Source organism: Bradyrhizobium sp. CCGUVB14 (assembly GCF_024199935.1).
GTDB lineage: Bacteria > Pseudomonadota > Alphaproteobacteria > Rhizobiales > Xanthobacteraceae > Bradyrhizobium.
Map to the genome: position 1 here is coordinate 2,619,204 of NZ_JANADS010000001.1, position 25,500 is coordinate 2,644,703.

Sequence of the window (25,500 nt, forward strand, 5' to 3'; positions counted from 1 at the left end):
GCGTCTAGGGGCACATCGGGTCTAGATCCAGAGCCATGGACAGACGGTGTCCAGGGCGACCCGGATATAGAACTTCCAGATGTTGTCGGTTGCATATCCCTTGTTGTCGAGGCCGCGGATGCCGCTCACGAGCGGCACCGTCCGGAACCGTGGAAGGAATTTTGACGTCTTCGGCGCGGCCTCGAAATCATCGCGCAGCGCCTTTTCGGGGAACGCGGCGGCGGAGGTCTCCTCGTAGAGCTTGCACTTGCCCTGCAGGTATTGGCGATAGCCGGCCTTGGTCCACGCCATCATGTACATGTCGACCACCCTTTTGGGGTAGTTCCGCATGTTGACGTAGAAGGCGAACCCCTTCGGGGTTTTCTGGATCAGCTTGGCCAGATTCAGGACGATATAGCGGCCGGTCATCTTCCAGATCGGCGTGTCGGCGTCGCATTCCCTGATGAAGCGCGAGTTCGCCATCGCGTAGTCGAGCAGGAACAGCTCGCCGTAGCCGCGGCCGTACATCTGGGGATAGTCGAGCCCGGGAAAGGAAATGAACTCGATCTTGTCGACGATGTTCAACTGCTTGGCGATGGCCTCGAGACTGGACAAGTCGGATTCCGAGTTCTCGACGAAGACGATCTGGTCGATGCACTGGCCGACCAGCCGGCCGTAGAACCAGAGCGCGTCTTCATAGTCCTTGCGGCGGAGGGCGGGATCCTTCCGGCCGAGGCTTCGCACGTCGGCTTTCGGCGTGATGGTCGCCGTCATGATCAGGATATTCATGGGTCCTTTCGATGTCATCTCATCAATCTCTCGCGGCGGGATGGCTAGGTCGCAGCGACGCGCTCCTTGTTCAGTTCGAGATCCCGCAGGCCGAGCAGGCTCCGTGCCAGTTGCCGATGAAACAGCAGGTAGCTGATCGCGATCGTCAGGACGTATGCGGTCGTGCCGAGCAGCCAGGCTGACTTCGGCGTGGCGGCCATCTCCATGACGCGATTTGCGGCAACGAGGCCGAGCAGCGTGGCGACGGTTGCGGGCGCAAGCGCCTTGACCAGATCGAATACCGGCAGCCTGGTCTCCCAGGAGGTGATCAGCATCGTGGCGACGGACACGATGAGCGTCACCGCAAGATAGATCTTGATGATCCCGATCAGCCCGAATCTCAGGCCGATGACGAACGCCACGATGGTCGAGATGCTGTTCGCGGTCGAAACCCAGAATTGCAGCTGAGCCTTGCCCCGCGACAGCAGCATGGCGCCGCTATAGGCGGTGATCGACTGCGCGGCGCCGGCTATCGACATCAGCCCGACCAGCGGAATGATGCCGGTCCATTTGGCCGGAAAGAACGCGGTGAAAAGATAGTCGGCGCCGAACGTGAGATAGAGCATGCCGGGAAAGACTACGGCCGCCGTCAGCGATAGCACGCCGCAAATGATCTCGTTGCGCTCCTGCAGCGATCCTTTGGCGGCTTGACGGCTGAGCGTCGCCATGAGCACGCCGCTGCCGGGCCAGGTGATCACCATCAGCGGCAGGATCATGATCTGGTAAGCCAGACCGTACAGACCGACGGCGGCCGCGCCCACCGCGCCGCCGATCAGGACGTTGCCAACCGCGCGACCGGCAAAGTTGAGCAGATTGCTCGCCAGCACCCAACCGCCGAAGGTCAGGATCGAACGCACGCGGCCCCATTGAAAGTTGAGCTGCACATCCTTGCGCGCGATGATGGCGAAGGCCGCGGCGCGAACGATCTGGACCACCACGTAATAGGCAACCAGCGCCCAGACGCCCCACCCCAGGAAAGCGCCGAGAACGCATGTGAGCACCGAAACGATGACGGCGACGATCTCGACGCTGGCCACGACCTGGTAGCGCAGGTGCCGTTCCAGCACGGCGCGCGGGCCGAGGGCGGCAATGGAGAGCACCACCGAAATCGACAGCGTGGCGAGCACGCTTCCCAACCCCTCCATCTCGAGACCTGCGGCGAGAGGCGCGGAGATGATCGCCAGGATCACGGCGCAGAGCAGGCCGATGGCGCAGATCAGCGTGATCGCGGCGCCCGCGTCGTCGCGATCGAGCGTTTGCCGCTGCACCATGGCGCTCGACATGCCCAGATCGGTCAACAGCGCGATGAATCCGACGAACGGCAGTGAAAAGGTGACGAGACCGAATTCGGCCGGTGCCGCGAAATACGTCATCATGACGGTCATCGCGAACTGCAGGCCGGATTTGAGAACGTTCATGCCGGACATCGACAGCAGGTTTTTCAGCATTACGTCGATCTCCGGGCGCCACGGGATGACGCCCACTCAGGTTCCATGCGGCCCAGCCCTGCACCCGCGCGTTTATCTCGCACATGCACAACTGGCAAGACAAGCAATCGGGCAGCAGGCATTGCCAAGTTGTTGGGCAGGCCATTTTTCATTCTGGCGAGCATCGCGGCGTCACGCTGTCGTTACACATCCGATCGGGATGCGCCGGCGGGCTCGAGGAAGCGCCCTTTCCACGCGAGGAGCGCGACGATGGCGGTTGCGGCCACAATCTTCGCAACCAGCCCAAGCGCGGACGCCGAGGGCACCGCCGAAAATGCGCCGATGAGCGTGGCGCCCGCGACGGATGCTGCGACGAGCCCCCATCGCGGGGTTGCGCCGAACCGCATCATGGGTCCAGCCGCGAGCACGATGACGATCCCGGTTGCGATGATCGCACCGACCAGGACATAGGTCGGCGCTCCCGTGATCGCCTGCGTCGGCGCGGCTATTGCGAGGACGAGCAGCAATTGGCAGAGGGCGACGACGACGAGACGCGTGGCGGACTTCGTCAGATGGGGCGTAATCGCGAGCGTGGATTGCAGATGGCAGTGCATGAAATAGAAGCCGGCCGCGGCCACCGAGGTCTGGAGAAAGCTCGCCAGAATGGGCGCCGGAACGAATAATTGTCCCGCGTCCGGCAGAAAGCCGATCAGGCCGCCGAGCATCACCAACGTGGCGCATATGATGAAATCGAGCAGATGGGCGACGGCCGCGCGGGAGTCGTCGGCACTGCCGCGCTCATATTGATGGACGACTTCGGGATAGTTGACGGTGTGGATGGCCGCGACCAGCACTGCAAACGGCCGCTGCAGCAGATCGATCGCCATCGAGAAGCCCGCGGTGACCGCGGGAGCGCTTGCGCCCAGCGCTGAAACGACGACGAAGCGGATCGAGACCGGGACCGAAAGGTGGAGCACCGAGGCGCCGGCGGCAAGCATCCCGTAGCCGGCGAAGCCGCTCCAATCCTCCAGCAGGGTCGGGCGCGTTACCTTCTGAAGTTTGTGAGGATGCAGCAACTGCCCGGCGATCAGGCTGGCGATTTGCGCGCCCAGCATGCCGAGCAGCGCCGCCTGCGCCGTGCCGTACAGCCACGCTGCGGCCGTCGCGCCGCCCACCATCAGCGTGGCTCGCAGAATGAGCAGAAACGCGGCTGCGCCAAGCCGGTGCGAGACGCGGACAACCATGAAGTGGAGATCGGTCGCGCCCTGCGCTACGGCCAGTGCAAGGCCGACCAGACCTACGCTCGTGGCGATCGGGGGCGCGATCGACACGGCGAGGCCCCCGATCACCAGAAGCGCGAGTGCGCTGGCGAGCGCGGCGCCGAACAGGGACGTTCTCAGTCGCGCCGCGTCGTCCGGCATGGCGGCGGCCAGAAAGCGCACGCCGGCCAGTTGCAGCCATTCGAACATCAGCACGCTGAGCAGCTGACTGGAGGCGAGCGTGAGGGAGAAATTGGCGTAAGCGAGCGGCGAGAGGATGCGGCCGAGCACAAAGATGAGGATGATCGCCGCCGCACTCTGGTAGACGACGCCGACAAGCGCGAACAGACGGGTCATGGGAGGTTCAGGCCGCGGGCTGAGGCGCAGGACGGAATGGGCTCGTTGCGCAAACCGGTCATCCCAGGGCTATTGCTTGTGCCGGCTCAGGAGCTCGAAGGCGTCGCGATATTCGGCGATGACGTCGGTGAATGTCCGATGGTTGTTCTTTTCGTTGAGCTTGTCGACCATCGCCGCCAGCTCCGCGGGATTCGACATGATGCGCAGAATGCTGTCCGCGAGCGACTTCGGATCGGGCGCGGTCAGCCAGCCGACGGCGCCGCGCTTCACGGCCTCGGGAATTCCGCCGAATTGCGTTCCGAGGAAAGGCTTTCGTGCGGCTTGCGCGTCAGCAACGACGAGCGGGCCCGGCTCCTCCCAGATCGGCGGAATCACGACGACGTCGATCTGACGGTAGAATGTCTCGGGCTCGACGAAGCCGAGAAACTCGATCCTCGCCTTCGGCGCCATGGCCCGGATCTCGTGTTGTATCTCCGCCTCCGCGACGCCCGCGATGACGAGGCGCACCTTGTCATGGGGAAGATAGGCGAACGCCTTGATGAGATTGTAGATGCCTTTTTCTTCGGTCAGTCGGCCGATGAATCCGAGGGTCAGGACGGGACCCGCGGAATACTTCGAAGGCGCGGAGACCGGCATCGTCGATGCATGGGGGATGACCTTGCGCAGCTGCGTATCGGCGAACAGGCCCGTCTCCAGATGGATGTCGAGGATGCGCTGGCTCACGCCGACGACGCCGCGCAGATATCGGGTTGCGCTTCGGCGATTGATGGTCAGCAGCCTGCAGCTCATGCAGGTATGCTCGCAGGCCTTCCCCTTCGAGAAGCGCGAGCACCGCGGGCAGGTCAGGTAGTAGTCGTGCAACGTGTGGAGCACCGGCACATTGAGCTCGGCCGCCGTCTTCCATACCGCCGTGGTGAGGCCCGAGAGGTTGTTCGAATGCAGCACGTCGGGCTTGAATGCCTTGATCCTGCTGGCCACAAGTTCAGCGTTTTGACGCCAGTCCTCCGTCGCGTGCCACAATCCGCGCGCAGGCGCGCTGCGCTGTCCGGTGAAGGGCCGGTAGATGTTGTGGACCGGCGCCGAATATACGTCGATGCCGTTGCTCGTCTCCATCGCCTGCTCAGGCAGCGAGGCGGCGCGAACGACTTCGACTTCATCGCCACTCTTCAAAAGGCCTTCGGCAATGCGGCGCACGAATATCTCGGCCCCGCCGACCACCTTCGGTGCGCCCGGTGTCGGGTACAGTGACGATGTGATCAATATCCTCATGGGAAGGATCTCATCCAATATACATTTGTGAACGAACCCCGAGAGTTCTTCTCATCTTTCTCCATCGGTGTTCGAAGTGCCTTCCAAATAAACGTCGAGATATTGTCCGGTGACAGCTTCCGGTGTGAAGCTGGCTGCAAAGTCAGGCCGAGGCGGGAAAGTCTGCTTCCATTTTGCCGCCTCACTGATTGCCTGCTTCATCAGTTCGGCCAGTTTGTGGTGGTCACTTGGCTCGTACGAGCCGAGTGTCGTCGAGAAATGAGAGATTTCTGGTATTCCGCCGGCGGTTGAGCAAATGGTCGCGCGTCCGGCATTGATGCTTTCTATCAGTGTCCGCGGCAATGGCTCAGGCCAAACCGAGCTAATTAGGCAAACATCCACGGCGGAGTAAAATTCCGCGGACTTCACGAAGCCCAGCCATTTGATCCTCGGATTATCATACCGTCCCTTCAGCTCTCTCACGTAAGCTTCAAGGCCCTTTCCGGCGATTTTGAGTTGCCAGCCCGAATCGGGGAGCAGAGAGACTGCTTTCAGGACGACATCGATGCCTTTTTCGGGCTCAATCCGGCCGATGAAGCCGAAAGCCAGGTCGGCGTCCGGAGACGGCGGGGCAAGTCCCGCGCTGGCGTCCGCGATGTTGTAGATCACCTTGTGAGGTACGCCGGGGAAGAAGCCGGGTTTCAGGTGCCGGTCCAGCACGTACTGGCTGTTGGAGACCACCGCATCGACCATGCGCGAGGCATAGAGATACGGCACGGTCATCGTCTTGCATGCCAGGCAGCGCTCCTTGCACGTATCGCCCTTGCTGAACAGCGTCGACCGTTTGCAGATGAGCGAATAGTCGCGCAGCGTATGGACGACACGGATATTGCGACGCTTGGCCTCTGCCCACAGCGACACGGAGAATCCGGTCAGATTGTTGGTGTGAACGACGTCCGGCTTCTCGGTGTCGAGGATCGCGGCAAAGCGCTTGGCTGCGCGCCTGTTCCAGGTATCCCGCAAGTGCCATCGCAGCCGGTCGATCCGTGGCGGTTTCCGCGTCTGTCCAAACGGCCAATATGTATTGTCGATCTGCACCCGGTAGGTGCGGATGCCGTTGCGATCTCCCACCGAGACGTCGCCCGCTTCCTGCAGGCAGACGACGGCGACCTGGTGGCCCTTGCGCATGAAGGCTTCTGCGAGCAGCGATACCGATACCTCTGCTCCGCCCATGATGTCGGGAGGATAGAGGGTGTTCACGATAAGTATCTTCAACGATCGCCTCATGCGTTGATCGTAGACGGGGGGTGCACCTCGCTTGCCACGCAATAGCTGGCTCTGCAATCGCATTCGAACCCAAAACGACGTGAACGCGCACGTCGGAATGAGGCCGAAATTGTCACACGATATTCAAGAAGCGGGCCATGACATCCCACCCGGATCTTCGCGCGTGGCGAGATCCGGGCAAGAGAGAGTCTCGAGCGTGGCGTTACTTGGAGTTGACCACGACGCTGGAGATGTTCGACGCGTTCGTTGAGGCTGCGTCCAGCGGGGCCATGAGCTTGATGAACTCGGTCGACGGCGATTCAGCGACCGAGATCACGTCGTGGTCGCGCATCCTGAACGTGTCAGCCTGGAACCAGCCATCCGGCTTGCTCATGTCGAACTTGTAGACGGCCGGAATGGTCTTGGTCGGGAACTGCGACACGTCGACACCGATCTGCTGGAGCAGCGGCTTCGGCTCGAAACGATAGACGTAGATCGACTTGGAATCGGCGCGAGAACCATCGAGACCGCCGGCCTTCGCGAGCGCCTCGGCGAGCGACATGTTGTCGTTCTCGAAGGTGAAGCGGCGGTTGTTGGTGCCGCCGATCGAGCCCGGCGACGGCGTCGAGCCGAACGCCATGTACACCCTCGGAATGCGGGTGAGGAAGACGACGTCGCCCGGCGCGAGCAGCACGTCCTGGTCCGGATGGTGCACGACGGAGGACATCGTCTCGTTGTAGGTGCGTCCCTCGCGCTTGATCGTGATCGTGCTCTCGTAGGACGGATATTTCGGGCCGCCGGCGCGCGCGATCGCACCCATCAGGCGAATGCCGCCCGGGTCGACCGGGAAGCGTTGCGGCGAATTGACTTCGCCGAGCACGCTGATCTGGTTGCCGCGCTGTTCTGCGACGCTCACGACCGCTTGCGGATCGATGGCGCGATCCTTGAGGCGTTCGCGGATGATGTTCGAGACGGCGCGCGGCGTCAGGCCCGAGACCTTGATCGATCCGGCGTAGGGGATGTTGATGTTGCCGGACTGGTCGACCTGCTGGCGCGGGATGTCGACGAAGTTGCCCGGCCTCACGCCGGCTTCGCGCGGAATGAACAGGCCGCCGGCCTGGGCTTCGTACACGGTCACGGTGACGATGTCGCCGACGCCGATGGTGACGTCGCGGTAATTGCCGCCGGGGAGGCGCGAGAAGATGAGTCCGTTGCTGTCCGTAAACCCGTTGGTCGCCTGCAGCACTGCCGGATTGACCGGCATCAGGGCATAGGCGAGCGGCGCGGTCGGCTCGGTGACGAGCGCCGCATGTGTTTGCGTGGACACGGCATCGGGAGCGTCTAACGGAATGAAGCCCGAACAGCCAGCCAAAGACATGCTGATCGCAGCAACGGCCAGAATCCGGCTAATCCCGAAATTCGAGTGAGCTTGCTCGGTATTAGCCAATGTCATTCCCTCGTACACACGTAAAATCTGAATCACCGTAGCAACTGTCCAGCTACTGAGTCACTGCTGCGTCTTCGTGATTATGGTAAAGCACTTATGGCTGTGACCTTATTGCAACTTGTGAACACGCGTACACGAGCATTTTTCTGATCAAATCTTGTGCGAGATGTGCTCTTTTCTAAGCAACTCGCAAATTAGACATGCCAGTGTCAGATCGATGTCACGATTGGGTCCTCGGTTCATCCAGCGAGCAGCGCGCGAGCGCGACCGTCGCATCCGACGACATCTCCGCGAGGCGGCGCTGTCAGAAACTCCAGCGATAAACTCCAGGTGTCGAATTCGAATCAGAGCGTCCGTGCGTTGTATTTCGCGGGTCACACGGTGGGCTTGGGTGTGGCCCGTCAGGATTTGCATCGATAATTCCGTCACGGGATTCCGCCTCCATTAACCCCTAGATTTGGAAGCTGGCGTCACGCTGGCGTCCGTAAGGTCTTCCTAATCCCGTTCCGGCTAGGTGTCGGGCAAACAAAAGGGAAGGCGAAGACAATGTTGCAAACCGGGCTGTTCGCGGCCGGCTTTCTCATCTGTGCGATGGCCGTGATGTTCGCGATCGCGTGGTCGTTCTCCGATCAACGCGTCATCGACGCCGATCTGGCGCAGGACGACGCCCGCCGGATGGCTTGATCGACAGGTCTCTACGGTCGCAGATTGTTCGGGAAATCGGACTGCAGCTTGGCCTCGCCGGCCTCGCTCTCGCTCAATTGCAGCACGTCGGCATAGACCGCACTCAGGTTGCGATGGGTCTGCTCGATGTCGTAGAGGCGGGTGAAACGCTCATATCCGGCCCGGCCGACTGCAGATAGGTCGAGCCTGGTTGCGCGCTTGAATCCTTCAACCAGCTTTTCGGGCGAGACTTCGTCGCACAGCACGCCTGTGGCGCCGTCTTCGACGATTTCCGGCAGGGCGCCGATGCGGAATGCGATGATCGGCTTGGCCGCCCGCATCGCCTCGATGGCGACAAGGCCGAATGCCTCCCAGCGCGACGGAATCGCCACCATGTCTGCCTGATCCAGCTCGGCCTCGATCTGGTTGCGGTCCATCCAGCCCAGCAGCGAGACGTTGGAGGGCAGGTCGCTTCTGCGGAATTTGCTGACGACCGAGGCGCCGATCAGGCGCACATCCAGCGTGTCTCCGAGCACGCGGGCCGCCTCGATCAGGAGATCATATCCCTTCTGGCGGTCGAGGCGCCCGATGAACAGGACCTTGATCTTCTCCGACCGCCATGATGCTGCGCGCGTATCGAGCGCGGGGCGCTGCTTGGAAATCCCGTTATGCACGAGGACGAGGCGGTTTGCCGCGATTCCGACCCGCCTGGCATCGACCTGCTCGCTCTCCGAGATGCAGACGATGCGATGGGTCAGCTTCGACAGCAGGAGCTCGGTGAACTCCGTGACCGCGCGGCTGAGACGGCCCGTCTCGCGGCCGAAGGCCCATCCGTGCGGGCAATAGACGATGCGCGAGCGTCGGTAGGTCAGCCACAGCACCGGCCGCACCACGAGCCCGGCGAACGACGAATGCAGGTGAATGATGTCCGGTCGTTGCTGCCGGACCGCGCGCATGGTCGCGGACAGCATGGCAAACAGGCCGATCGCGTTGCGACCGTCGCGCGGGAAGGTGGTGACCGCCTCATCCTCGATGTTGACCAGATCGTCGCGATGATCGGACGGAACGACATAGCTGACGTTGCCGCGTCCGAAGCTCGCGCTCTGATGCGGATGAAGCTCGTTGAGATAGGTTGCGATGCCGCCTCTCACCGTTTCGGCGACATGCAGAACCTTCAGGCCGCTGGACAACGGTCGATCCTTCCTTGTCTTGCAGAGACCATGTGTACCGTCTCCAAGCAGCAATATTTGGGCCGCGTCATCGCGCCGCTCCGCTGGACGTGGCCTGCGGAGCCGATTTGGCGAGCACGTCGAGCATGGCGGCGGCCGATTTGGTCCACGAATAGGTCGCGAGCCGCTCCCGCTGCTTGGCTTGTTCCGCCGGCGAAATCCTGCCGAGATCGATTCTTTCGTGCATTCGTGCGGATAGCTCGCCAGGGTTGAGCGCATCGAAATAGACGGCGGCGTCGGCGCAGGTCTCGCGAACGGCTTCCGCGGAACTCGCAATCACCGGGCAGGCGAAGTACATCGCCTCCAGGGGCGGAATGCCGAAGCCCTCGTAGAGACTTGGAAACACGAAAGCAGCAGCGCGGGCGAACAGTGCGGCGACTTGCTCGTCCTTGAGGCGGCCGGCGATGACGATTCCGGCCTTCTGCTCGGTCACGCCGCCGCCAAAGACCTTGCTGTTGTCGCCTCCGACCACGACCAGCGGAACATCGGTGCGGCCGAGCCGCTCGGCCGCACGAATGGCGGTGTCGACATTCTTGTTCTTCGTCATCGAGCCAACAAACAGGAAGAAGCGGTAGGGTTCGAGACGCAGGCTCTCGATGATCGAGAAGTCGGGCTCGACCGAGGCGAAATGCTCCGCACTGTTTGGAACGATCGGGATCGATCCTGGATCCAGCGAGAGCACGTCGGCAAGTTCATTGCGTGAAAACGTCGAAACCGTTGCAATGGTTGCTGTGCGCGCCAGCAAATGTCCGAGCGACCGATGCAGAGCGAGGTATTTCCAGCTGAAGAAGTCCGGCCGCTTGAAGACTTGCGCATCGTGAATCACCACGAGATGGTCGCGGTGGAGCACCGGCCCCGAATTGGCGAGGCTGACGAGGCGCGTGCCGGCGGCCGCGCGCGCCAGATCGACCTGGTCCCACGCGTGCCCGCGCAAGGTTCCGACTTGTTTCACCTTGATGCGGTCGAGGCCGGCGAGCGTCTGGGCATCCGGGGGCACCAGAATCTGCCACTCCGCATCCAGGAGTTGCTGTGCAGCGTTGCCGCTCGTGAGCAGGCGGTCCATCGCTTTGACGATCTCGGCGGCATAGCGTTGCACGCCTGTCAGCGATTGTGTCAGGAACCTGCCGTTGATGGAGAGTTTCAAAGTCGATCTTTTTCTTTGCGCGTGTCTTGCGCGGTTGGTGCCTCAAGACTGGGCATCCGCGCGGAATGGACGGTTGATATGATCTCTAGCACATGCAGCGCTATCGTCCGAGCATCCTTGCAGCCGGATAGCATGCGTGGATGCATGATGCCATCATGTTTCCTACACATTTCGATGCGCTTACATGATCAAGACTGACTCGATGATATCGTCATCGTCAAAACCTTGCCTCTCATGTCCTGGTCTGGCATTGCATTCGCGGAATGAACGAGATGACAACTTTGCGACCAGTGATCGTGACCGGCGCTGCCGGCTTTATCGGAATGCATGTCTGTGAACGGCTGTTGGCGCGTGGCGAACAGGTCGTTGGTATCGATGCGTTCACACCGTATTACGATCCGGCGCTGAAGCGCGCGCGCCTCGAAAAGCTCAAGCATCTTCCGGGCTTCAGCTTCCACGAGATCGACCTTGCCGATTTTGCCGCGGTGATCCGCGTATTCGATGAGGTCGCGCCCGATCGGGTTATCCACCTTGCGGCGCAGCCGGGCGTGCGCGCCTCGATCGACGATCCCATCACCAGCATCCGTGCCAATTGTGACGGCTTTGTCACCGTGCTGGAGGCCGGCCGGCGCCATGGCCTGGCGCATCTCGTCTACGCCTCGTCGAGCTCGGTCTATGGTGCCAATCGCACCCTGCCGTATTCGACCGAGCAATCGGTGAACCATCCGGTCAGCCTGTATGCCGCGAGCAAGAAGGCCAACGAGCTGATGGCGCACACCTTTGCGCATGTTCACAAGCTGCCGGTGACGGGCTTGCGCTTCTTCACCGTCTACGGTCCGTGGGGCCGGCCCGACATGGCCGCCTATCTGTTCACGCGCGCGATCTTCGCGAATGAGCCGATCAAGATTTTCAATAATGGCGACATGTGGCGCGACTTCACCTATGTCGACGACATCGTCGAGGGCGTGATCCGCACCCTCGATCGGCCCGCAGCTCCGAATCCCGCGTGGAACGCGGAGCGGCCTGAAAATTCGTCGAGCTATGCGCCGTACCGCGTCTACAACATCGGCAACAACAGGTCGGTCAAGCTGCTCGAGTTCGTCGAGACGCTGGAGAAGATCATCGGCAAGCCTGCGATCCGCAAGCTGCTGCCGATGCAGGCCGGCGACGTCCTGGAGACGCGCGCCGACATCTCCGCCCTCCAACGCGACGTCGGTTTCGCGCCGTCGACGCCGATCGCGGCAGGCCTCGCGCGTTTCGTCGAATGGTATCGAAAGTACCACGGCGTGTGATCGCCGAAGCGAACGGCAAGACAACAAAAATACTCGGGTGGCGACGGTTAAGGTTTGTTCGGCTTGCGAAGCAGCTTGCCCTAATGTTGGGCGTGCGACCGGATAGAGAATTGGTCTAGGGTGTTCAATGAAACATCCGTCGTCAACGGAAAGAGTTTTTCATGCGAATCGCGATGATCGGCACGGGTTATGTGGGACTGGTGTCCGGAGCCTGCTTTGCGGATTTCGGTCACGACGTCACCTGCGTCGACAAGGACGAGAAGAAGATCGCTGCGCTTCACCGCGGCGAGATCCCGATCTACGAACCGGGCCTCGACGAACTGGTCGCGACCAATGTGAAGGCCAAGCGCCTCGACTTCACCACTGATCTGTCGAAGCCGGTCGCGGATGCCGATGCCGTGTTCATCGCGGTCGGCACGCCGTCGCGTCGCGGCGATGGCCATGCCGATCTCTCTTACGTCTACGCTGCCGCGAAGGAGATCGCGCAGTCGCTGTCCGGCTTCACCGTCGTGGTGACGAAGTCGACCGTTCCGGTCGGCACCGGTGACGAGGTCGAGCGCATCATCCGCGAGGCCAATCCCAAGGCCGACGTCGTCGTCGCCTCCAATCCGGAGTTCCTGCGCGAGGGCGCTGCGATCCGCGACTTCAAGTTCCCCGATCGCGTCGTGGTCGGCACGTCCGACGAGCGCGGCCGCAAGGTGATGGGCGACATCTACCGTCCGCTTTCGCTGAACCAGGCGCCGCTGATGTTTACCGCGCGCCGCACCGCCGAGATGATCAAATACGCCGCCAACGCGTTCCTGGCGACCAAGATCACCTTCATCAACGAGATCGCGGACCTCTCGGAAAAAGTCGGCGCCAACGTCCAGGAAGTCGCGCGCGGCATCGGCCTCGATAACCGCATCGGCACAAAATTCCTGCATGCCGGTCCGGGCTTCGGCGGCTCCTGCTTCCCGAAGGACACCAAGGCGCTGATCAAGATCGCGCAGGACTACGACGTGTCCTTGCGCATCGTCGAATCCGTGCTGGCGGTCAACGAGAACCGCAAGCGCGCGATGGCACGGAAAGTCAGCCAGGCGCTCGGCGGCTCCTTGCGCGGCAAGACCATCGCCGTGCTCGGCCTCACCTTCAAGCCCGACACCGACGACATGCGCGACGCACCGTCGATTCCTCTCGTGACCGGCCTGATCGACATGGGCGCAAAGGTGAAGGCGTTCGATCCGGTCGGCATGGAGCAGGCCAAGGGCGAGTTGCCCAACATCACCTATTCCGAGGATGCGTATTCCTGCGCGCAAGGCGCCGATGCAATCGTCATCGTCACCGAATGGGTGCAGTTCCGCGCGCTCGATCTCGACCGGCTGAAGAGCGTCATGGCGCAGCCTGTCGTCGTCGACCTCCGCAACATCTACCGCCCCGAAGAGATGGCCGAGGCCGGCTTCGTTTATGAAAGCGTGGGACGGTCGTCCCAGGCTTAGGGTCCCAGGCCTGACCGATCATGCCGAGCTGATCATCGCCCGCCTCCTCGTGAGGCGGGCGAAATCGTCTCCGATGCGTTATGATCCAGCCGCGCCTGCCGCGATGGAGACTGCCATGACCGACGACACCCACACGATCCGCAGTGGCTCCCTCACCGCGACCATCAAGGCGCACGGCGCCGAGATGTGCTCGCTCAGGCATGAGGACGGCACCGAGTTCGTCTGGCAGGCAGGTCCCGCCTGGGCGCGCCATGCGCCATTGCTGTTTCCGATCGTCGGGCGTCTCGCCAATGACGAAATGCGGTACCGGGGCAAGACCTACCGGATGACCCAGCATGGCTTTGCGCGCGACAGCCGTTTTGCCTGGACGGGGCGTGGCGAGAACCGTTGCGCGCTCGTGCTCGAGGACAGCGAGGCGACGCGTGCGCTCTATCCGTTCGCGTTTCGGCTGACGGCGGCCTATGCGCTCGATGCGTCCGGTCTCGATCTCTCGCTCACGGTCGCCAACACCGGCAAGGAGACGCTGTCGGTGTCGCTCGGTGGCCACCCCGCTTTCAACTGGCCGCTTCGTCCTGGTGTGCCGAAGCAGAGCTACGCGCTGACATTCACGCACGAGGAGCCGTCCCCGGTTCACCGTGTCGAAGGCGGCCTCCTGCTCGCGGATACGGATCCGAGCCCGGTCCGAGGCACTGTACTTCCTTTGTCGGAAGCGCTGTTCAGTAACGACGCCGTCATCCTCGATCCCGTCAACAGCCGCGGGGTCCGCTATGCCGCCACGGATGGCACCGGGCCCTGGCTCAAAATGTCCTGGCGCGGCTTTCGCGAACTCGGCGTCTGGTCGAAGCCGTCAGGCGCGCCGTTCCTTTGCATCGAACCCTGGCGCGGCTATGCCAGCCCCAAGGCGTTCGACGGCGAATTCAGCGACAAGCCGGGCTTGATGCACATCGCACCCGGCGCTGAGGAGCAGTTGTCGTTCCGGGTCGACGTGGGAATATCCTAGAGCATGATCCGGAAAAGTGTGAAGCGGTTTTCCGGAAAGATCATGCGCAAACAACAACCTGAAGCGCGATGAAGATTCATCCACATCTCATCGCGCTTTGCTCTCACACCTCGATGCGCGTCAGGTCTTCGCCGAGCACGACGGGACCTGAATAATCCCGCCGGACATCCGCAAGGAGCGCGTTCAGCATGGTGTCGTCGGTGCGGGGACGGTGATGGGTCAGCGCCAGCTTCTTGACGCCTGCTTTGGCCGCGATCTTGCCGACGGTGTCACCGCAAGCCAGCGTGTATTTCGCAAGCCGCCGGAAATGGTCGTTGTTGATCTCCGGCGTCGCGAGAAAGCAGACTTGCACGAGCAGGTCGGCGCCCTCAGCCAGCCGCTCGAGGCCGGGGCAGGGGACGGTGTCGCCCGAAATCGCAATGACCTTGCCGTCCGCCTCGAAGCGATAACCGAGACACATCCAGCGCGCGAGAAACGCCGGTGACATGTCGAGCCCGTCGCCATGCGAAACGAGCTCGGCGCTGATCTTCCAGCGACCGGTATCGAGAACGGGGCCTGGAATGATGTCGGTTGCGACCACCGGTTTCCAGCCGCCGAACGTCGGCTCGCCCTGGTCGCGCCAGGCGATGTCCTTGTCGTAAACCTGCGTCACCAGCGTGTTGACGAGCCGTTCGGTATCCGGTGGCCCATAGATTCGCAGATCGTCCTTACGCCCATGCATCCAGGAATTCAGCATCACGTCGTAGAGGTCGCCGATGTGATCGAAATGATGATGGGTGAGAAAGACCGTGTTGATGGCGCCGAGCGGCACGCCGGCCTTGCTGAGCTGCACCATGACGCCGCGGCCCGCGTCGAACAGGATGTTCTCTTCGCCGAGCCTGATCAACGTCGTCGTTGCCATGCGACGTGGGTCCGGGCGCGGACCGCCGGTGCCGAGCAGAATGACTTCCATGGCGCTTACTCCCGTATGTAGCTCGTCGGTTTGGTCCCGTGAGGTTCGAAGGCGGTGCAGGCCAGATCGAAGCGGACGTTATGTTAACCAGCAGTTGAATCCGAATTCGGATGAGCGGAATTGTCGGCGCCGGGCGCGGCCGAAGCCGGTCCGGCGAGCCAGGCTCACACATCCATGCGCTCAGTGAGAAGTGTGGGCCAATTCATACTTAATACTGCAATACCGTGACCTATATTGTTTGGGCGACACAAGAAGCCTAGTATTCCGGCAGGCAGTTTCGGGGGCTCGAATAAGCCGTGAATGTTCGTTCACATGACAACGCATCACGCGGCGACTCGAATTTTCGAGCCGGGTCGCAGGCACACAGGACATCCAATATCGTGGCTGATTCCGCACTTCAGGAATTGCGTCCCATTGGGCGCGAGCGATTGATCGTGGTCGAAGACGATCCGGTAACCCGCACGATGCTGGTCGGTTACTTCAGCGAGAACAATTTCGACGTGATCGGCGCCGGGACCTGCGCGGAATGTCGCCAGGCGCTGCGCGCGCGTACCGACCTCGTCTTCCTCGACGTGCAGTTGCCCGACGGCGACGGCTTCGAGCTCGCCAAGGAGATCCAGGCGACCAGCAATGCGGGCATCATCTTCGTGACCCGCCGAGACACCGACGTCGATCGCATCCTCGGTCTCGAGATCGCCGGCGATCACTACGTCACCAAGCCGATCAATCTGCGCGAACTGCTGGCGCGTGCGCGCAGCGTGTTGCGGCGGCGCTCGATCGACCGCAAGGCGGCGCGCAACCACAATTCGATCGCCTTCGGCGACTGGATCATCGATCTGACGCGGCGCGAGCTGCTCGGCAGCGACGGCAAGCCGGTGGCGCTGACGCGCGCCGAGTTCGATCTGCTCGCCGCACTCGTCGGTGCGGACGGACGGCCGCTCAGCCGCGACTATCTGATCGAGGTCGTCAGTAACCGCCAGGCCGAGGTCGACATCCGCACGGTCGATGCGCTGGTGGCGCGGCTGCGCCGCAAGCTCGTCGGCAGCGGCACGCCTGTCATCGCCACCGTCACCGGTGTCGGCTACAAGCTCGCGCTCAGCGAACGGCTCTGATCTCATCTCGCGAAAGACCTGATCGCCCGCGCAGCTATCTTGTGCGGGCGCTTTGATCCGTGGTGATTTGCCGCGTCGCTGCCGCGAGCTGGTCGTCGACCGCATAGAGCGTGCAGGTCGGCGACCATTTCATGCAGGCCGCGAGCGAATCGCGTTGCGCATCGTCCACGGTGGTGCGCCCCGAGCGCCAGCCGTAACCGCCATTGGGCGACACCGCGAAAGCCTTGTGCGGCGTGGTGCTGGCGAGATAGCGCGCAAACTCGGCTTTCGCCGCCTCACTGAAATGGCCGGGCGGCGGCAGCGGGTCGGGCGGGCTCAGGATGTCGTGGGCGAGGGCGCGCTCGCGCAGGAAGGCGTCGAGATAAGGCGTCCATTGCGGGCGGCCCGCCACGGAATAGAGGTAGTGGCCGTCGTCGCCGTAAGACGGCGCCGGGACGAATTTCGCATTGCCGCCATTGGCGCGAAAGGCAGCGTAGAGGCGGCGCGCCAGATCCGGGCCGAAGTACTGGTCGTTGGCCGCGTAGACCCACAGCATCGGCACCCGCGAGGTCTTGCCGAAGCTGGCGAACGCCTGCACCAGCCCATCCTCGTTGCAGACGTCTTCGTCATCGTCGCGCGAGCCCCGGCCGCCGGCGAAGCTGATCGCGGCGACGAGACCGGGCGGCGGCTGCGCGGTCAGGGCGACGGTGGCGAGCCCGCCGGCGGAATGGCCGGCTGCGATCATGCCTGTCGTGGTGACGTCGGGCCGACGCGCCATCGCATCGATCGCGGCGCGCAAATCGGCAACCGCTACCGCGGCCGCCGGCAGATAGGCGGCATTGGCGCAGCCGCCGACGCTATCGACCCGGCCGCCGGGCGATGTGCCGTAGCCGCGCCGCATCACGATCAGGGCGGCGAAGCCGCGCCGGGCATATTCCAGCGCGATGCCGTAATATTCGCGCGCGTTCATGGTTGCGCGATCGCCGAAGCTGCGCGGCGTGCCATGGCTGAGCAGTGCCAGCGGATAGCGCTTGGTCCCGGCCGGGCGAACCAGAAACGCCTCCAGCCCCTGCGGTCCGGCTTCGGCCATTGGGATGCGGAGATCCTCGACGTAGAACTGGGCGGCGCGCGCCGACGCGCTGGCCAGGGTGAGGCCCATGGCGAGGCTGGCGATCAGAATAAACGAGAGCCAGTAAAACCGCGTCATGCGCCGACTCGAAAAGGTCCGATTTAAAAGAACACCATAGCACGATCGTCTCCCTTGATATCGTGAAACGCATCCATCTCCGTCACCCTGAGGTGGCCGCTTCTTCAGCGGCCCTCGAAGGGCGACGGCCCGGCGGCATCTCGGCCGTTCATCCTTCGAGGCTCGGCACCCCGCGCGTTGCGCGGCGTACCTCGCACCTCAGGATGACGGAATCGGCCAAGGAACAGCTCCCCCATCGCGCGGGTTGTGGTTTGGCGCAAGGCCCGCCGATGCTATGGTGTGGCGCAATCTCTGGACGGCAGGACGAGGATATTTCAGTGGCTGACATTCATCCCGCGGCGGGCAAGCTGGTTTCGCCGGACGCGCTCGCCAACATTCCGCGGCTCGTGACGGCCTATTTCGCGGGCAAGCCCGACGTCGCCGACCCTGCGCAGCGGGTGGCGTTCGGCACCTCGGGCCATCGCGGCACCTCGTTCAAGAACACCTTCAACGAAGGCCATATCCTGGCGACCACGCAGGCGATCTGCGACTACCGAAAGGAGAAGGGCCTCACCGGTCCGCTTTTCATCGGCATCGACACCCATGCGCTGGCCGAGCCTGCGCTTGCGAGTGCGGTCGAGGTGTTCGCGGCGAACGGCGTCGAGGTGATGATCGACAAGGACCACGGCTACACGCCGACGCCGGTGATCTCGCACGCGATCCTCACCTACAACAAGGGCCGCACATCGGGCCTGGCCGACGGCGTCGTCGTCACGCCTTCGCACAATCCGCCGGAGGACGGCGGCTACAAATACAATCCGCCGAATGGCGGCCCGGCTGACACCGATGTGACCGGTGTCGTCGAGAAGCGGGCCAACGCCTATCTCGCCGACGGGCTCAAGGGCGTGAAGCGCATCGACTACGCCAAGGCACTGAAGTCGTCGAGCGTTCATGCCTACGACTACATCACCCCCTACGTCGCCGATCTCGGCAATGTCGTCGATCTCGAGCTCGTCAAATCCGCCGGCATCAATATCGGCATCGACCCGCTCGGCGGCGCCGCCGTGCATTACTGGCATCCGATCATCGAGCGCTACGGGCTCAAGGCTACCGTCGTGAACGAGGCGATCGACCCGACTTTCCGTTTCATGACGGTCGACTGGGACGGCAAGATCCGCATGGACTGCTCCTCGCCCTATGCGATGGCGAGCCTGATCGCGATGCGCGACCGCTTTGACGTCGCCTTTGCCAACGACACCGATGCCGATCGCCACGGCATCGTGACGCGCACCGGCGGCCTGATGAATCCGAACCACTATCTGGCGACCGCAATCTCCTATCTGTTCGCGCACCGGCCGAACTGGAGCAAGGATGCCGCGATCGGCAAGACCGTGGTGTCGAGCTCGATCATCGATCGTGTCGCGAAAAAGCTCGGCCGCAAGCTGGTGGAGACGCCGGTCGGCTTCAAATGGTTCGTCGACGGCCTCGTCAGCGGCGGCTTCGGCTTCGGCGGCGAGGAGAGTGCGGGCGCCTCGTTCCTGCGCCGCGACGGCACGGTGTGGACCACCGACAAGGACGGTATCATCCTCGGCCTGCTCGCCGCCGAGATCATGGCCAAGACCGGCCGCGATCCGAGCCAGCTGTTCAATGATCTCACCGCCGAGCTCGGCGTTCCCCATTACGCGCGCATCGACGTCGCCGCGACCGGGCCGCAGAAGAACATCCTGAAATCCGTCACACCGGAGCAACTCGGGTTGAAAGATCTCGCCGGCGATCCCGTCCGCTCCACGCTAAGCAAGGCGCCCGGCAACGGCCAGCCGTTCGGCGGCATCAAGGTCGAAACGGATTTCGGCTGGTTCGCGGCGCGGCCGTCGGGGACGGAAGACGTCTACAAGATCTACGCCGAGAGCTTCCGCAGCACCGAGCACCTGAAGAAGATTCAGCAGGAAGCGCAGGCGGGCCTGGCGAAGGTGTTCGGCGCGTAACGGCCGAGGCGGGCTTTCTCTCTTACCCTCCCCTGGAGGGGGAGGGTCGATGCGCATGCAGCGAAGCGAAATGCGCAGCGGGGTGGGGTGAAGGTCCCTCCGCGATGAATAGTGCCCGTATGGAGAGATCACCCCGCCCCGGCGCTTCGCACCGACCCTCCCCCTCCAGGGGAGGTAATCGGCATTCCTGTATCCAAATCTAGTACATAAAGGTATTATAGTAAGCATTTTTGCTCTTGAACGATTTAATATCTCCAGTACTGTATACATAACGCATACATAAGCCCTGGGAGATCGCCGGTGACAAAACCCTTCCCCATGAACGCCTGGTACGCCGCCGCGTGGGACGCGGAGGTGAAGCCGGCGCTGTTGCCGCGGACGATCTGCGGCAAGCACATCGTGATGTACCGCAAGGCCGACGGCTCGGTCGCTGCTCTTGAGGATGCCTGCTGGCATCGCCTGGTGCCGCTGTCCAAGGGCCGGCTCGAAGGCGACACCGTCGTCTGCGGCTATCACGGCCTGAAATACAATGCGCAGGGCCGCTGCACTTTCATGCCCTCGCAGGAGACCATCAACCCGTCGGCCTGCGTGCGCGCCTATCCCGTGGTCGAACGTCACCGTTACATCTGGCTCTGGATGGGCGACCCTGCGCTCGCCGACCCCGCGCTCGTGCCCGACATGCACTGGAATCATGATCCGGCCTGGGCCGGCGACGGCAAGACCATCCGCGTCAATTGCGACTATCGCCTCGTGCTCGACAATCTCATGGACCTCACCCACGAGACCTTCGTGCACGGCTCCTCGATTGGGAATGACGCGGTCGCCGAAGCGCCGTTCGACGTCACCCATGGCGAGAAGACGGTGACGGTGACGCGCTGGATGCGCGGCATCGAGGCGCCGCCGTTCTGGGCCAAGCAGCTCGGCAAGGGAGGCCTCGTCGACCGCTGGCAGATCATCCGCTTCGAAGCCCCGTGCACCATCGCCATCGATGTCGGCGTCGCGCCGACCGGCACCGGCGCACCCGAAGGCGACCGCTCGCAGGGCGTCAACGGCTTCGTGCTCAACACCATCACGCCCGAGACCGAGAAGACCTGCCATTACTTCTGGGCGTTCGTGCGCAACTATCAGATCGGCGAGCAGCGCATCACCACCGAGATCCGCGAGGGCGTCTCCGGCATCTTCCACGAGGACGAGCTGATCCTCGAGGCGCAGCAGCGCGCGATGGACGAGAATCCGGATCGCATCTTCTATAATCTCAACATCGACGCCGGCGCGATGTGGACGCGCAAGCTGATCGACCGGATGGTTGCGAAGGAAAACCCGCCAACACACCTCCAGGCCGCGGAGTAATCCAGGTGAAGGCAGCGCCCGAGCGTGAGGTCGACCGCTCCGTCTCTCAGACCGTGAAGGCGCAGCTCGCGCTGCGTGACCAGATCCTGTCGGGCGCCTTGCGCCCGGGCGAGCGCATCTCCGAGCTGCAGGCGGTGGAGACCACCGGCGCCTCGCGCACGCCGGTGCGCATGGCGCTGGTGCGGCTGGAGGAGGAGGGCCTGCTGGAGGCGATCCCCTCCGGTGGCTTCATGGTGAAAGCGTTTTCGGAGCGCGACATTTCCGATTCCATCGAGCTGCGCGGCACGCTGGAGGGCCTCGCCGCGCGCTTTGCCGCCGAGCGCGGCGTCTCCGCGCGCGAGCTCGAACCTCTGAAGGAGTGTCTCGCCGCGATCGACGATCTGCTGCGGCAAGTGCCGATCTCGATCGAAGCCTTCTCGTCCTATGTCGCGCTGAACGCGCGCTTCCACGCGCTGCTCACCGAATTGTCGCGCAGCCCGCCATTGGTTCGGCAGATCGACCGCGCCTCGGCGCTGCCGTTTGCGTCTCCAAGCGGCTTCGTGATGGCGCAGTCGGCGCTGCCCGAGGCGCAGCAGATCCTGATCATCGGGCAGGAGCACCACCGCGTCGTGATCGACGCCATCGAGAACCGCGAGGGTGCGCGTGCCGAAGCCGTGATGCGCGAGCACGCGCGGCTTGCGGTGCGAAATTTGCGGCTCGCGTTGCGCAACCGCACCCATCTCGATCTCCTGCCGGCGCTCGCGCTGATCAAGACCGCAACCGATTGAGGGCAACGCCATGCGCTTTATCGAAACCTGGATTCCGGCGACGCTGGTGTCGACGCGCGATCTTTCGTCCGGCATCCGCGAATTCCTGATCCGGCCGGATCAATTCGACGGCGCGGCCTATCCGGTCGGCAGCCACATCAATGTCAGCGTCACCATCGATGGCTTGCCGGAGACGCGGTCCTATTCGCTGGTCGGCGAAGCCTCGCCGCAGGGCTTCAGGATCGCGGTGCGCCGCGCCGAGGATTCGCGCGGCGGCTCGCGCTACATGTGGCAGCTCGCACCGGGCGCGCGGCTCGACATCACGCGGCCCGCCTCGCTCGTCGCGGTCGACTGGGCGCGCGAAAACTATTGCCTGATCGCCGGTGGCATCGGCATCACCCCGATCCTCGGTGCCGCGCAGGCGCTGGCGCGCCGCGGTGCAAGCGTTACGCTGCACTACGCCGTACGCGGGCGCGCTGACGCTGCCTATCTCGACGATCTCGCGCGCCTGCTCGGTGACCGCCTGGTCGTCCATGCCAGCGATGAAGGCAAGCGGCTCGACCTCGACACGCTGTTCGCCGCGTTGCCGAAGGGCACGCTGACGCTGTTCTGCGGCCCGATGCGGATGCTCGATGCCGCCCGTCACGCCTGGATCGGCGCCGGCCATCCGCTTCCAGATCTCCGCTACGAGACCTTCGGCTCCAGCGGCACGCTGCCGACTGAGACGTTTCGCGTGCGCCTGAAGGGCTCCGACGTCGAGCTCGAAATCCCGCGCGAGCGTTCGATGCTGGACGTCCTCAACGCCAGCGGCTTCGAGGTGATATCCGACTGCAAGCGCGGCGAATGCGGCCTCTGCGCCATCGATGTCGTCGATGTCGACGGCGAGATCGACCATCGCGACGTCTTCTTTAGCGATCACCAGAAGAGCAGCAACCAGAAGATCTGCGCCTGCGTCTCCCGCGCGCGGGGTACGATCACGGTGGATACGCTGTTGCGGGCGGATGCGGTTTGAAGCGGCCTATGCCGCGAAAATCGCCCGCAGCTTCTTCGAGTTGAGCAGCGCCTGCACGCCATCGGCCGACACCGGCCGGCCGATCAGGTAGCCCTGCACCTCGTCGCAGGCGATCTGGCGCAGATATTCGAGCTGGTCGGCGGTCTCGACGCCTTCGGCGACCACGTCGATGTTGAGGTCGCGCGCCAGCGAGATCACCGATTTCACGATCGCCGCGCAATCCGGCTGCACCAGCATGTCGCGGATGAAGGACTGGTCGATCTTGATGCGGCTGAACGGCAGCTTGCGCAGGTATGTCAGCGACGAGAAGCCGGTGCCGAAATCATCCAGCGCCACCGTGGCGCCGAGCTCCAGCAGCGCATTCAGGATCGAGGCGGCCGAGCCGTATTTCGACAGCAGCATCGATTCCGTGATTTCGATCTCGAGCCTGTCAGGCGCGACCCTGGCGTCGGCCAGCGCCTGCACGATGGTCTGGAGGATGCTCGCGTTGTGAAACTGCGCTGCCGAGAAATTCACGGCGACCCGGATGTCCTCGGGCCAGTCCGACAGCGTCGCGCAGGCGCGGCGGATCACCCATTCGCCGATCTCGTGGATCAGCCCGGTCTCTTCCGCGATCGGGATGAACTCGCTCGGCGGCACCAGTCCGCGCGAGGGATGCTGCCAGCGCAGCAGCGCCTCGAAACCGGTGATGCGGTTGTTGCCGAGATCGAGGAACGGCTGGAACACCAGAAACAGCTCGTTGCGCGCGACGGCACCGGCGAGGTCCGTTTGCAGTGTCTTGCGGTCGCGCGAGGCCTTGTCGTCGGCTTCCTCGAAGAAGCAGATCGTGCCGGGTCCTGCCTTCTTGGCGCGATAGAGCGCGGCGTCCGCGTTCTTCATGATGTCGAGCGGCGTGTTGCCGTCGCGCGGCGCCAGCACGATGCCGACGCTGGTCGCGCCCACGATCTCGCAGCCCTCGATCAGCAACGGTTCGGCAAAGGCCGCGACGAAGCGCTCGGCGATCTCGAGCGCATCCTCGGGCCGCGCCAGATTGGCCATCACCAGCGCGAACTCGTCGCCGCCGATGCGGGCGACATGCTCGGCCGCGCGGGTGCAGCGTTGCAGCCGGCTTGCGACCTGCACCAAAAATTCATCACCGGCGGGATGGCCGAAGCGGTCGTTGACCTCCTTGAAGCGGTCGAGATCGAGCAGCAGCACGGCGAATTCCTCGCCGGACAGCGCAAGCCGCTTCAGCGCGCCATCGAGGGTCTCGTTGAAGGCGACGCGATTGGGCAAATGGGTGAGGGGGTCCTGGCGGACGATGCGCTCGGCCTCGATCTGCCGCATCACCCGCCGGGCAAATCCGATCGAATTGACGAACACGCCGCGCAGCAGCACGCTGCCATAGACGACGACCAGGAAAGCGATCAGCAGGAAGGCGAGGTCGCCGTTCCGGCTGAGGCAGATGGCGATGCCGACGAAGATCGGAGCAGTGAACGCGATGGCCGCGATCGGGATGGTGGCGAAGGCGAGCGCGCCGCCGGCCAGCATGCCCGAGCACAGGCAGGTGATGACGAGCTGGCCGCCGGTCGAAGCATTTGCAAAGAAGGCGACCGGGACGATGCCCCAGGCGGTGCCGAGCACGAAAGTGTTACGCACCAGCCGGTGCATGGCGCGGCGGGAGACGAATTGCGGCTTTGTGATCCGGCGCGAGGCGTGGGATTGCAGGCCGAACGCAATCGCGGCGCCGGCGACGGCGACGGCCCAGATCAGGGCAGGGATGCGGTCCGGTGACTGCCACAGCGCAATGGCGAGCACGGTGGCGTTGCAGGCATTGGCGAGCATGATGCCGACGGAATAGCCGAGCACCAGCGACATCTGTTCCGCGCGGATATGGCCGGCGACGGCTTCGTCGGTTGCGGGACCGCCAAAGGCTGACAGATCGCCGGCAAACAGCCTTGCGACATAGTTGGTCAGTTGAGTCCGCATTCCAGGGCCTAGCAGCATGAGCCGTTTGTCCGGCTCGATCCGGAAAATTCACCGCAAAACTTTGACGAACTATGAATTATCCCCGATTGCCGCAGTCGCCGCGACCACTTCTGCGTGTTCGTGTCGCAGTATCGATAACAAATCGATACAAATGCGACGCCCCGCGTTACGGCTGTAACGATAGGCCGAGCGTCCGCCACTCACTCCGCTGTCATGCCCCGCGAAGGCGGGGCATCCAGTACGCCGTGGCCTATCGAGGAATCGCGACGGTCTCGGAGTACTGGATCGCCCGGTCCTGATGGGCAATTGCGCATAAGGCCGGGCGATGACAGCGGTGTCCGGGACGCGAGTCTCAATCAGACCAGCCCCTGCTCGGCCAGAAAATGCGTGAGCGTATCGGTCTGCTCGGAGCCGACGAAGGCGCCGATGTAGCCGTCGGGACGCACCCGGAAAGCCTCGGCCTGGTCAGGCGGCACGCCAGCGCAGCGGATCGCCATGTCAGCGAAGCCGCCGTCACGCCGAGCGGAAAGGCGATGACGGACGCGGTCGACCGGGCACGCGAACGGATTGTCGAGGAAATGTTTGCGAGCTGTTGC

General features: G+C 63.4%; 21 protein-coding genes. 9 read left to right on the forward strand and 12 right to left on the reverse strand.

Annotated elements, in window-relative coordinates; translation table 11 throughout:
* Positions 1-21: 21 nt before the first annotated feature.
* From NLM32_RS12095 to NLM32_RS12120, 6 genes are all read right to left on the reverse strand, one after another.
* Complete coding sequence (locus tag NLM32_RS12095; protein ID WP_254129199.1) at positions 22-768, reverse strand: hypothetical protein; 747 nt, start codon at positions 766-768, stop codon at positions 22-24.
* 44 nt (positions 769-812) lie between these two features.
* Positions 813-2,255: an oligosaccharide flippase family protein gene (locus NLM32_RS12100; protein ID WP_254129200.1), complete on the reverse strand. Its 1,443-nt coding sequence runs from the start codon at positions 2,253-2,255 to the stop codon at positions 813-815.
* 182 nt (positions 2,256-2,437) lie between these two features.
* Entirely contained in the window at positions 2,438-3,850 is a 1,413-nt protein-coding gene (locus NLM32_RS12105; RefSeq protein ID WP_254129201.1) for a hypothetical protein, read from the reverse strand.
* Positions 3,851-3,919: 69 nt separating this feature from the next.
* On the reverse strand, positions 3,920-5,119 hold the full coding sequence (locus tag NLM32_RS12110; RefSeq protein ID WP_254129202.1) for a glycosyltransferase family 4 protein: 1,200 nt from the start codon (positions 5,117-5,119) through the stop codon (positions 3,920-3,922).
* A gap of 51 nt (positions 5,120-5,170) precedes the next feature.
* Entirely contained in the window at positions 5,171-6,358 is a 1,188-nt protein-coding gene (locus NLM32_RS12115) for a glycosyltransferase family 4 protein (protein ID WP_254129203.1), read from the reverse strand.
* Between the two features lie 229 nt (positions 6,359-6,587).
* Entirely contained in the window at positions 6,588-7,691 is a 1,104-nt protein-coding gene (locus NLM32_RS12120) for a polysaccharide biosynthesis/export family protein (protein ID WP_254129204.1), read from the reverse strand.
* Positions 7,692-8,357: 666 nt separating this feature from the next.
* On the opposite strand from NLM32_RS12120, the gene NLM32_RS12125 reads away from it, so the two are divergent.
* Complete coding sequence (locus tag NLM32_RS12125) at positions 8,358-8,495, forward strand: hypothetical protein (protein ID WP_254129205.1); 138 nt, start codon at positions 8,358-8,360, stop codon at positions 8,493-8,495.
* A gap of 11 nt (positions 8,496-8,506) precedes the next feature.
* Here NLM32_RS12125 and NLM32_RS12130 read toward each other — a convergent pair whose 3' ends face one another.
* Both NLM32_RS12130 and NLM32_RS12135 read right to left on the reverse strand, forming a co-directional pair.
* Positions 8,507-9,664 (reverse strand): glycosyltransferase, encoded by a 1,158-nt coding sequence (locus NLM32_RS12130; RefSeq protein ID WP_254129206.1) that lies wholly within the window; start codon positions 9,662-9,664, stop codon positions 8,507-8,509.
* Positions 9,665-9,731: 67 nt separating this feature from the next.
* Entirely contained in the window at positions 9,732-10,847 is a 1,116-nt protein-coding gene (locus NLM32_RS12135) for a glycosyltransferase family 1 protein (protein ID WP_254129207.1), read from the reverse strand.
* Positions 10,848-11,119: 272 nt separating this feature from the next.
* Here NLM32_RS12135 and NLM32_RS12140 point away from each other — a divergent pair, with 272 nt between their 5' ends.
* The 3 genes from NLM32_RS12140 to NLM32_RS12150 all read left to right on the forward strand — a co-directional run bounded on the left by NLM32_RS12140 (position 11,120) and on the right by NLM32_RS12150 (position 14,614).
* Positions 11,120-12,139: an NAD-dependent epimerase gene (locus NLM32_RS12140; protein WP_254129208.1), complete on the forward strand. Its 1,020-nt coding sequence runs from the start codon at positions 11,120-11,122 to the stop codon at positions 12,137-12,139.
* 161 nt (positions 12,140-12,300) lie between these two features.
* On the forward strand, positions 12,301-13,614 hold the full coding sequence (locus tag NLM32_RS12145; protein WP_254129209.1) for a UDP-glucose/GDP-mannose dehydrogenase family protein: 1,314 nt from the start codon (positions 12,301-12,303) through the stop codon (positions 13,612-13,614).
* A 115-nt stretch (positions 13,615-13,729) separates the two neighbouring features.
* Positions 13,730-14,614 (forward strand): aldose 1-epimerase family protein, encoded by an 885-nt coding sequence (locus NLM32_RS12150; RefSeq protein WP_254129210.1) that lies wholly within the window; start codon positions 13,730-13,732, stop codon positions 14,612-14,614.
* Positions 14,615-14,717: 103 nt separating this feature from the next.
* On the opposite strand, the gene NLM32_RS12155 is transcribed toward NLM32_RS12150, so the two are convergent.
* Entirely contained in the window at positions 14,718-15,566 is an 849-nt protein-coding gene (locus NLM32_RS12155) for an MBL fold metallo-hydrolase (RefSeq protein WP_254129211.1), read from the reverse strand.
* Between the two features lie 296 nt (positions 15,567-15,862).
* Here NLM32_RS12155 and NLM32_RS12160 point away from each other — a divergent pair, with 296 nt between their 5' ends.
* Positions 15,863-16,678 carry a response regulator transcription factor gene (locus NLM32_RS12160; protein WP_254129212.1) on the forward strand — a complete coding sequence of 272 codons (816 nt, stop codon included), beginning with the start codon at positions 15,863-15,865 and terminating at the stop codon, positions 16,676-16,678.
* A gap of 34 nt (positions 16,679-16,712) precedes the next feature.
* On the opposite strand, the gene NLM32_RS12165 is transcribed toward NLM32_RS12160, so the two are convergent.
* Entirely contained in the window at positions 16,713-17,864 is a 1,152-nt protein-coding gene (locus NLM32_RS12165; protein WP_254129213.1) for a S9 family peptidase, read from the reverse strand.
* 317 nt (positions 17,865-18,181) lie between these two features.
* On the opposite strand from NLM32_RS12165, the gene pgm reads away from it, so the two are divergent.
* The 4 genes from pgm to NLM32_RS12185 all read left to right on the forward strand — a co-directional run bounded on the left by pgm (position 18,182) and on the right by NLM32_RS12185 (position 22,936).
* Positions 18,182-19,828 (forward strand): phosphoglucomutase (alpha-D-glucose-1,6-bisphosphate-dependent), encoded by a 1,647-nt coding sequence (pgm, locus tag NLM32_RS12170; RefSeq protein WP_254129214.1) that lies wholly within the window; start codon positions 18,182-18,184, stop codon positions 19,826-19,828.
* A 300-nt stretch (positions 19,829-20,128) separates the two neighbouring features.
* Positions 20,129-21,178, forward strand: coding sequence for a Rieske 2Fe-2S domain-containing protein (locus NLM32_RS12175; RefSeq protein WP_254129215.1), 1,050 nt, complete (start codon positions 20,129-20,131; stop codon positions 21,176-21,178).
* Between the two features lie 5 nt (positions 21,179-21,183).
* Complete coding sequence (locus NLM32_RS12180) at positions 21,184-21,945, forward strand: GntR family transcriptional regulator (protein ID WP_254129216.1); 762 nt, start codon at positions 21,184-21,186, stop codon at positions 21,943-21,945.
* A 10-nt stretch (positions 21,946-21,955) separates the two neighbouring features.
* A complete protein-coding gene (locus tag NLM32_RS12185; RefSeq protein WP_254129217.1) occupies positions 21,956-22,936 on the forward strand; it encodes a PDR/VanB family oxidoreductase in 981 nt (326 codons plus the stop codon).
* A gap of 6 nt (positions 22,937-22,942) precedes the next feature.
* Here the strand turns inward: NLM32_RS12185 and NLM32_RS12190 are convergent, their stop codons facing one another.
* Together NLM32_RS12190 and NLM32_RS12195 are read right to left on the reverse strand one after the other, a co-directional pair.
* Positions 22,943-24,904: a bifunctional diguanylate cyclase/phosphodiesterase gene (locus tag NLM32_RS12190; RefSeq protein WP_254129218.1), complete on the reverse strand. Its 1,962-nt coding sequence runs from the start codon at positions 24,902-24,904 to the stop codon at positions 22,943-22,945.
* A gap of 356 nt (positions 24,905-25,260) precedes the next feature.
* Positions 25,261-25,401, reverse strand: a complete 141-nt coding sequence (locus NLM32_RS12195) for a hypothetical protein (protein ID WP_254129219.1) — start codon at positions 25,399-25,401, stop codon at positions 25,261-25,263.
* Between the last annotated feature and the right edge of the window lie 99 nt (positions 25,402-25,500).